Source organism: Streptomyces sp. NPDC002144 (genome assembly GCF_053593695.1).
The window spans coordinates 97,619-106,538 of record NZ_JBSFDB010000033.1 but is presented as its reverse complement, the minus strand read 5'-3'; the positions used below and the strand labels follow the sequence as shown (position 1 = coordinate 106,538).

Annotated in this window: 6 protein-coding genes, 1 tRNA gene and 1 pseudogene; 7 read left to right on the top strand and 1 reads right to left on the bottom strand. The window is 67.3% G+C overall.

Annotation, left to right across the window (positions count from 1 at the left end; genetic code table 11):
* Together ACWCQ1_RS37250 and ACWCQ1_RS37245 are read left to right on the top strand one after the other, a co-directional pair.
* Positions 1 to 820: tyrosine-type recombinase/integrase (locus tag ACWCQ1_RS37250; RefSeq protein WP_451028354.1), on the top strand; the 820-nt coding region annotated here is incomplete at its 5' end.
* A 151-nt stretch (positions 821 to 971) separates the two neighbouring features.
* Positions 972 to 2,339: a hypothetical protein gene (locus ACWCQ1_RS37245; RefSeq protein ID WP_451028353.1), complete on the top strand. Its 1,368-nt coding sequence runs from the start codon at positions 972 to 974 to the stop codon at positions 2,337 to 2,339.
* A 286-nt stretch (positions 2,340 to 2,625) separates the two neighbouring features.
* On the opposite strand, the gene ACWCQ1_RS37240 is transcribed toward ACWCQ1_RS37245, so the two are convergent.
* Positions 2,626 to 2,697: transfer RNA gene (locus ACWCQ1_RS37240), tRNA-Arg, on the bottom strand.
* A gap of 176 nt (positions 2,698 to 2,873) precedes the next feature.
* Here ACWCQ1_RS37240 and ACWCQ1_RS37235 point away from each other — a divergent pair.
* The 5 genes and pseudogenes from ACWCQ1_RS37235 to thrC form a co-directional block, all read left to right on the top strand.
* Positions 2,874 to 3,350 (top strand): annotated as a pseudogene (locus tag ACWCQ1_RS37235) (response regulator); the annotation flags it as partial.
* A gap of 367 nt (positions 3,351 to 3,717) precedes the next feature.
* On the top strand, positions 3,718 to 4,842 hold the full coding sequence (gene nrtL / locus ACWCQ1_RS37230; protein WP_358593991.1) for an ArgS-related anticodon-binding protein NrtL: 1,125 nt from the start codon (positions 3,718 to 3,720) through the stop codon (positions 4,840 to 4,842).
* 13 nt (positions 4,843 to 4,855) lie between these two features.
* Positions 4,856 to 6,247, top strand: a complete 1,392-nt coding sequence (gene lysA / locus ACWCQ1_RS37225; RefSeq protein WP_451028352.1) for a diaminopimelate decarboxylase — start codon at positions 4,856 to 4,858, stop codon at positions 6,245 to 6,247.
* Positions 6,248 to 6,467: 220 nt separating this feature from the next.
* A complete protein-coding gene (locus ACWCQ1_RS37220) occupies positions 6,468 to 7,760 on the top strand; it encodes a homoserine dehydrogenase (protein WP_133044663.1) in 1,293 nt (430 codons plus the stop codon).
* Between the two features lie 6 nt (positions 7,761 to 7,766).
* Positions 7,767 to 8,825, top strand: a complete 1,059-nt coding sequence (thrC, locus tag ACWCQ1_RS37215) for a threonine synthase (RefSeq protein ID WP_133044664.1) — start codon at positions 7,767 to 7,769, stop codon at positions 8,823 to 8,825.
* Positions 8,826 to 8,920 lie beyond the last annotated feature (95 nt).

The following is an 8,920-nucleotide window of genomic DNA, read 5'->3' as shown; positions in this document are numbered from 1 at the left end:
CCGGCGAGTACTTACTGGGTGGCGCCACTTCGTCCTCGTTTCCTTGTTCAGGACAACCCTATTGGGTGCCTGTCCGGAAACCTCGTGGCCCCTCACCCGCCGGAAACGCGTCGGCTCCCACGATGTGGTGGACCGGCGCGTCCTAGTGAATGCCGTGCAGGCACGGCAGTTGCTCACGGCCGTCTCCTACGTAGGTTCATGGGATCGCTGCCGCGGGCGGCGGCTGGTGGCCTTCTACGCAGTCCTCTACTACGCGGGGCTCCGGCCTGCGGAAGCGGTCGGACTCCGGTTGCCCGACTGCCACCTGCCAGAGAAGGGGTGGGGCACGCTGACGCTCCGGGAGACCCGTCCCGTCTCAGGCAAGCAGTGGACTGACTCCGGGGAACGCCACGATCGCCGAGGCCTGAAGGCGCGGGCAGCCACTACTGACCGGCCGGTTCCCATCCCGCCTGTTCTGGTCGCCGTCCTCCGTGCCCATCTGAACGAGTTCGGAACAGCCAAGGAAGAGCGCGTGTTCGGGAACGAGCGCGGGGGAGTGGTCGGCTCGTCCACTTATTGGCGAGTATGGGAGGAGGCGCGCCAGTATGCGTTACTGCCGGAACGCGTCGACTCTCCGTTGGCTGGGCGCCCGTACGACCTGCGGCATACCTGCATCACACGATGGTTGAACGCTGGAGTGCCCATTGCTGAAGTCGCCCGCCGGGTTGGCAACTCTCCGGAGGTGATTCACAGGCGCTATCACGGCTGCATCGACGGCCATGAGGAAGCCGCTAACGCAATGATCACTCGTGTGCTTGAGGAGGACGGCGACAGCGTCTGAGGATGAGCAGGTGGGTATGGTGCGGCCTACAGTCCGCACCATACCCACTGTTGCCGCAGGCTCTTGGCTGACTTGGGCGAACCGCTGTCCGCGCTGGCCCGAAACGTTAGGCTTCCGCTTCTGCTACTGAGGAGCAAGGGGGCGTAGCTAGATGAGTGACGGCAGAGGTTCCCACATGGATTTGGAGAGTCTGCAACCTTCGGATCCTTTTCGTCTTTTGGCCGAACAATGCAGGGAAGCCGGTATTGAGTTCGAGCTTGCCCTAGGTGAGGAACAGGCGAGACTAAAGGTTGCGTTCGCTAATGGTAGGCAGAAGCGGTGGCGTTTCCTATCGCGCCAACGAGCCCAATCTTTCCTGACGAACCCGCTCACCGAAGTTATGTACCTTGGTGATTTTGATGCGTGCCTCTTCAAGGACACGCGCACGATCGAGGCATCGATCCAGCATCACGTGAATGGTCCTCGACACCTTGGGCGGGCGCTAATAGAGCTTCCTGGGATCAGGAAGCTGAACGATGGGCAGCTTCCTTTGGATGAGGATTTGGAGGAGCTGAAGTCGTCCGACGGGGATTCCAGGGGTTGGGTAAGGGCTGAGGATGATTGGGTTCTAGATATAGAACAGGCTGAGGGTGTTTCTTATAAAGTGGAAATAGGAACCGCCAGTGGGCGGTTCATGGATTTCACCACACGTTATGGCCCCGGTGTGGGGAGGTTTTCCACGCTCCGCCTGGTTGACGTAGATGTAACGCGCCATGACGAAGCTCTTCAGCTTCTGAACAGAGTTTCCAACGCTCTTTTCTTTGAGACCGATCTGCGCTTCGACGTGCCGTTGAAGTTGGTGACGGCGCGTGACAGGGCTCGACGGCTGCGACGCCGCTTCTCGGACCGGGGCGAGGCCGCGGGCGCTAGTGTCAGGGCTCCCCGTGCGGCCTACGCGGAGAAGCCGCTGAGCCTGTACTGGTATGGAAGGGCATCGGCAGGGCTGCCTCTACTTGAGTTTCTTGCGTTCTATCAGGTTCTTGAGTATTACTTCCCTAGCTACGGGCGTCGAGATATTCTTGACAAACTGCGCTACGAGTTGCGCGACCCCCGGTTTGAGATCGAGGATGATGCTCACCTTTCGCGCGTACTGCTAATTGCTTCACAAGCGGGGAGGGGTATGGGAAGTGAGCGGGATCAACTCAAGGCGACACTCAAAGGCTGCATGTCCGAGGGGCATATTAGGGATTTCCTAGAGTCCGACGCGAGCTTTGCTGATCATTTCGAAGGTAAGGTGCTGAAAGGGGTTACTCGAATCGATCTGAAAGATCGGCGAAATGATCTAATGAATCAGGTCGCTAATCGTGTCTACGACATCCGGTGTCGCATCGTTCACACCAAAGAAGACGGTGGAGAGGCTGCCGCAGAAATTCTGCTGCCTTTCTCTCGGGAGGCTGATTCGCTCGCGCCTGACGTTGAATTGGTGAAATTCATCGCCCAGAAGTGTCTAGTAGCTGGCGCATCGAGGCTACACGGGTGACTGTGGGTAGCCGTCTGTTGAGTGGATAGCTCGTAGCCAACGTTCGGTCGCGAGCCCTCTCGTCCCGGCCAGACTGCCGTCGTCGCCGCAACGAGCCCCAGGTCGAGCGCTGCTGGCGCCGACAAGGGCTATATCTGAGTTCTATGCCCTGCGTTGTTGTGTCGGAGGTGTGTCGCGAACAGTCGTACACAACGAGAGAGAGCGGGAGTCAGTGAGACTGACTCCCGCTCTCTCATGTCGGCATCCGCCCTGGTCACGTACGGATTTCCGTAGGTGGTCTGGCGAGTGCCCCCGGCAGGATTCGAACCTGCGCACACGGCTCCGGAGGCCGTTGCTCTATCCCCTGAGCTACGGGGGCGTGTCGGGCGCCTTGCGGGGCGGCGACGGGTAGAACCCTACCAGCTCCTTCGGGGTGTTCATGAACGGGTTTAGCGGGGGCGGGCGTGGCGGTCGGGGTGGGTTTCTGTGGGTGGCGCCGGCGGTGGGAGGGCTGGAGTGCGGTCGTCCCCGGTGTGTTCCTCGTGCGGGGTGGAAGTGGGGAAAAGCCGGACGCGGTGGCCGGGGTCGACCTACTCTCGAGTTGTGCCAGGCGCGTCGGGTCGGGTGCTTGTTGTGGACGACAACAAGGTCATCCGGCAGCTGATCAGGGTCAATCTCGAGCTGGAGGGGCTCGAGGTCGTGACCGCGGCCGATGGTGTCGAGTGTCTGGATCTCGTTCATGACGTGCGGCCCGATGTCGTCACCCTTGACGTCGTGATGCCGCGGCTGGACGGGTTGCGCACCGCCGCCCGCCTGCGGTCCGATCCCCGTACCCGTGATCTTCCTCTCGCCATCGTGAGCGCCTGCACCGCTTTTGAGGTTGAGGCCGGGCTCGACGTCGGCGTCGACGCCTTTCTCGCCAAACCCTTCGAGCCCGCTGAACTCGTTCGTCTCGTGCAGCAGTTGATCGAGGGGAAGGGTGGCACGCGGGGCGGGCGGAGCAGGGGAGGGGGAGAGGGGGGTGCGGGGCGTCATGACGCCGGGCTTCGCGACGGCGTGCTTCGCGACACCGGGTTTCGTGACAGTGGTCCGCGTGACGCCCCGCTTCGTGACGCTGGGCATCCCGATGCCGGTCTGCGTGACGCCGGGCTTCGTGACGCTGGGCATCCCGATGCCGGTCTGCGTGACGCCGGGCTCAACGACGACGGCCTTCACGACCCCGGTCTCCAGGACGCCGGGCATCCCTAGGGGCGGGGCTGCGCAGGGTGGCTGCGGAAAGGGGCCGTGGGCGTTCGTGCGTGTGCGCTGACCGATGTCCGGTTTGCGTGCCCGTCCCACATCCCGGGACCCCGCCAAACCTGCTCGCCTACCCACCCCCCTCCTCCCCTACGCTTGTCCCGTGACCCCCGTCGAGCTCTCCCGTACCGTGCTGGGCGCGGTGCGTCGTGCTGTTGACGGTGGGGAACTGAGCGTTGCCGTGCCGGCACGGGCCGTCGTCACCCCGCCCGGGCCCGGCGGCTGCGGCGACTACGCCACCAACATCGCCCTCCAGCTCGCCCGCGCCGCCGGGCAGCCGCCCCTTCGCGTCGCCGAGATTCTGTGCCGGCATCTGGTCGGGACGGATGGGGTCGCCGGCGTCACCGTCACCGGGCCCGGGTTCATCAACATCAGCCTCGGGGGTGCCGCTCCCGTCGGCCTCGTGCGTGACATCCTGCGGGCGGGGACGGCCTACGGCCACAGTGACGCCCTTGCCGGTCGGATCGTCGAGCTGCGCATTCCGTACGAGGTGCGGGCCGAGGTCGTCGCCGACGCGCTCACCCGGATCATCGCCTCCCAGGGCGGCCGCGCAGAGGTCGAGCACGCCGAACCCGTCAGCCTCCGGCCAGTCCCGGCGCCCGAGGACCCCGCGCCGCTCGGTCCCGACGCCGCACGCTGGGCCCTGCTCCACCCCGCCCCGCACGACCGGCCCCGTATAACCGCCGACCTCCTGGTCCAGCGTGAGAGCAATCCGCTCTTCCGGGTCCGTTACGCCCACGCCCGCGCCTGCGCTCTCGCGCGCAACGCCGCCGCCCTCGGTTTCACCGCGGATCCCGGGGACGTACGACCACCCGAGCACGGTGACGCGTCTCCCGAGCCCGCCCCCGTAAGCCCTCCCTACGGCCGTGCCCGGCCCGAGCCCCAGGTCGTGCGGCCCTCCGCCCCCGGTGATTCGCCGGCCCCCGAGTGGGCATACACAAGCGCCGCAGCCGACCCCACCCCCCTCCTGCCACCCCTCCTGACCGCCCTGGCCGACCACCCCCGCGTCCTCCTCGCCGCCGCCACCAGTCACGCCCCCGACCGTCTCGCCCGGCACCTCGTCAGCGTTGCCGATGCCCTGTTGCCGCTGCTGCCGGCCGTGTTGCCCCGTGGAGCGGAGAAACCCTTGGCCGCCCACCGTGCCCGGCTCGCTCTTGCCGAAGCAGCCGGGGCGGTGCTGGCCGGTGGCCTGTCCCTGCTCGGCATCGACGCACCCCAACACCTCTGAAAGACGACCGAAGATGAGCCGTTCCGCACACCCCGCCGGGCCCCGTCACGCCGATGTGCTTCCCGAGGGGCACTACTCCGCCCCTCCGACAGACCTCAACAGCCTCGACTCCAAGGTGTGGGCGCAGACCGTGCGCCGGGACGCCGACGGGGTCGTGACCGTCGGCGGGATCGACGTCAAGGCGATCGCCGAGGAGTTCGGGACCCCGGCGTACGTCATGGACGAGGCCGACTTCCGTGCCCGCGCGCGTGCCTGGCGTACCGCCTTCGGGCATGACGCCGACGTCTTCTACGCGGGGAAGGCGTTCCTCTCGCGGGCCGTCGTGCGGTGGCTGGACGAGGAAGGGCTCAATCTCGACGTCTGCTCCGGCGGCGAGCTCGCCACCGCGCTCTCCGCGGGGATGCCCGCCGACCGGATCGCCTTCCACGGCAACAACAAGTCGACCGAGGAGATCCGCAGGGCCGTCACCGCCGGGGTCGGGCGGATCGTGCTCGACTCCTTCCAGGAGATCGTGCGGGTCGCCCACATCGCGCAGGAGCTCGGGAAGCGGCAGCGGGTGCAGATCCGGATCACGGTGGGGGTGGAGGCGCACACTCATGAGTTCATCGCCACCGCCCACGAGGACCAGAAGTTCGGGATTCCGCTCGCCGGGGGTCAGGCGGCGGAGGCCGTGCGGCGCGCGTTGCAGCTCGACGGGCTCGAGGTGATCGGGATTCACTCCCACATCGGGTCGCAGATCTTCGACATGTCCGGGTTCGAGGTCGCGGCCCATCGGGTGGTCGGGCTGCTCAAGGACATCCGGGACGAGCACGGGGTGGAGCTGCCCGAGATCGACCTCGGGGGTGGGCTCGGGATCGCGTACACCAGTGACGACGATCCCCGTGAGCCGCACGAGATCGCCAAGGCGCTGACCGAGATCGTCAGCCGTGAGTGCGACGCCACCAAGCTGCGCACTCCCCGTATCTCCGTCGAGCCCGGGCGGGCCATCGTCGGGCCGACCGCCTTCACGCTCTACGAGGTCGGCACCATCAAGCCCCTCGACGGGCTGCGGACGTACGTCTCCGTCGACGGAGGCATGTCCGACAACATCAGGACCGCGCTCTACGACGCCGAGTACAGCGTCGCCCTCGTCTCCCGGGTCTCCGACGCCGAGCCCATGCTCGCGCGGGTCGTCGGCAAGCACTGCGAGAGCGGGGACATCGTGGTCAAGGACGCGTTCCTGCCGGCCGACCTGGCACCGGGTGACCTCATCGCCGTACCGGCGACCGGGGCGTACTGCCGGTCCATGGCCAGCAACTACAACCACGTGCTGCGGCCGCCGGTCGTCGCCGTGCGGGACGGCGAGGCGCGGGTGATCGTGCGGCGCGAGACCGAGGAGGACCTTCTCCGTCTCGACGTCGGGTGAGGCCGGCCAGGAAGAGATCAGGAAGAGACAAGGAAGAGACAAGGAAGAGACAAGGAAGAGACAAGGAAGAGACAAGGAAGAGACAAGGGGCTGGAAGATCTTCGGTCGCCCGGGCCCTTACAAATGAAATTGATGTCTCAGGATTCGGACAATCGGCAGAAAGTCCCGTCCGGTGAGTGAGACTGGTCCAACCGTAGACGGTATGAGGAAACGAGGTCGGATGATGCGTACGCGTCCGCTGAAGGTGGCGCTGCTGGGCTGTGGGGTTGTCGGCTCAGAGGTGGCGCGCATCATGACGACGCACGCGGCCGACCTCGCCGCCCGGATCGGGGCCCCCGTCGAACTCGCTGGGGTCGCGGTCCGGCGTCCCGGCAAGGTGCGTGAGGGCATCGACCCGAAACTCGTCACCACCGACGCCACCGCCCTCGTCAAACGCGGCGACATCGACGTCGTGGTGGAGGTCATCGGGGGGATCGAGCCCGCCCGGTCGCTGATCACCACCGCCTTCGAGCACGGGGCCTCCGTCGTCTCCGCGAACAAGGCGCTGCTCGCCCAGGACGGCGCCGCCCTGCACGCGGCGGCGGAGGAGCGTGGCAGGGACCTGTACTACGAGGCCGCCGTCGCGGGTGCGATTCCGCTGATCCGGCCGCTGCGCGAGTCCCTCGCCGGTGACAAGGTCAACCGGGTGCTCGGCATCGTCAACGGCACCACCAACTTCATCCTCGACAAGATGGACTCGACGGGCGCCGGCTACCAGGAGGCCCTCGACGAGGCCACCGCCCTGGGGTACGCGGAAGCCGACCCCACCGCCGACGTCGAGGGCTTCGACGCCGCCGCCAAGGCCGCCATCCTCGCCGGGATCGCCTTCCACTCGCGGGTGCGCCTGGACGACGTCTACCGCGAGGGCATGACCGAGGTCACCGCCGCCGACTTCCGCTCGGCGAAGGAGATGGGCTGCACCATCAAGCTGCTCGCCATCTGTGAGCGGGCCGAGGACGGCCAGTCGGTCACCGCGCGCGTGCACCCCGCGATGATCCCGCTCACGCATCCGCTGGCCTCGGTGCGGGGCGCGTACAACGCCGTGTTCGTGGAGTCGGACGCCAGTGGGCAGCTCATGTTCTACGGGCCCGGTGCCGGCGGCGCCCCCACCGCCTCCGCCGTTCTCGGCGACCTCGTCGCCGTCTGCCGCAACCGGCTGGGCGGCGCGACCGGTCCCGGCGAGTCGGCGTACGCCGCGCTGCCCGTGTCGGGCATGGGCGACGTCGTGACGCGGTACCACATCAGCCTCGACGTGGCCGACAAACCGGGTGTTCTCGCCCAGGTCGCGACGGTGTTCGCCGAGCACGGGGTGTCGATCGACACCGTTCGGCAGCAGGGCAAGGACGGCGAGGCCTCTCTCGTCGTCGTCACCCACCGTGCGTCCGACGCCTCCCTGTCGGGGACCGTCGAGGCGCTGCGCAAGCTCGACACCGTGCGGGGTGTCGCCAGCATCATGCGGGTTGAAGGAGAGTAACCAGCAATGACCCACCAGTGGCGCGGAATCATCGAGGAGTACCGGGACCGGCTGCCCGTCTCCGACACCACGCCGGTCGTGACGCTCCGCGAGGGCGGCACGCCCCTCGTGCCCGCGCAGGTGCTCTCCGAGCGCACGGGCTGCGAGGTCCACCTGAAGGTGGAGGGCGCGAACCCGACCGGGTCCTTCAAGGACCGCGGTATGACCATGGCCATCAGCAGGGCCAAGGAGGAGGGCGCGAAGGCCGTCATCTGCGCCTCCACCGGCAACACCTCGGCCTCCGCGGCCGCCTACGCCGTGCGCGCGGGCATGGTTTCGGCCGTTCTCGTGCCGCAGGGCAAGATCGCGCTGGGCAAGATGGGGCAGGCGCTGGTGCACGGCGCCAAGATCCTCCAGGTCGACGGCAACTTCGACGACTGCCTCACCCTCGCCCGCTCGCTGAGCGACAACTACCCGGTGGCGCTGGTCAATTCGGTCAACCCGGTGCGCATCGAGGGGCAGAAGACGGCCTCCTTCGAAATCGTCGACATGCTCGGTGACGCGCCCGACATCCACGTCCTGCCGGTCGGCAACGCGGGCAACATCACGGCCTACTGGAAGGGCTACACGGAGTACGCCGCCGACGGCGTGGCGAAGCGGACGCCCCGGATGTGGGGCTTCCAGGCCTCCGGCTCCGCGCCCATCGTGCGCGGCGAGGTGGTCAAGGACCCGTCGACCATCGCCACCGCCATCCGCATCGGCAACCCCGCGTCCTGGCAGTACGCGCTCGCCGCGCGGGACGAGTCCGGCGGCCTCATCGACGAGGTGACGGACCGTGAGATCCTGCGCGCCTACCGGCTGTTGGCCTCTCAGGAGGGCGTCTTCGTGGAGCCCGCCTCCGCCGCCTCCGTGGCCGGTCTGCTGAAGGCCGCCGAGCAGGGCAAGGTGGACCCGGGCCAGACCATCGTGTGCACCGTCACCGGCAACGGCCTCAAGGACCCCGACTGGGCCGTCGCCGGCGCCCCGCAGCCGGTCACCGTCCCGGTCGACGCGGTCACCGCGGCGGAGCGCCTCGGCCTCGCCTGACAGGGAAACCACCGGGGATTTCGCGGCGACCGACCGGGAACCGACCGGGAACCGATCGGGGATTTCGCGGCGACTGACCGGGAACTCCTCAGCGG

What these genes read in the sequence shown, in the direction of transcription:
- ACWCQ1_RS37245 (WP_451028353.1), top strand. Translation starts at nt 972, where the DNA reads ATGAGTGACGGCAGAGGTTCCCACATGGATTTGGAGAGTCTGCAACCT.
- lysA (WP_451028352.1), top strand. Translation starts at nt 4,856, where the DNA reads ATGAGCCGTTCCGCACACCCCGCCGGGCCCCGTCACGCCGATGTGCTT.
- ACWCQ1_RS37220 (WP_133044663.1), top strand. Translation starts at nt 6,468, where the DNA reads ATGATGCGTACGCGTCCGCTGAAGGTGGCGCTGCTGGGCTGTGGGGTT.
- thrC (WP_133044664.1), top strand. Translation starts at nt 7,767, where the DNA reads ATGACCCACCAGTGGCGCGGAATCATCGAGGAGTACCGGGACCGGCTG.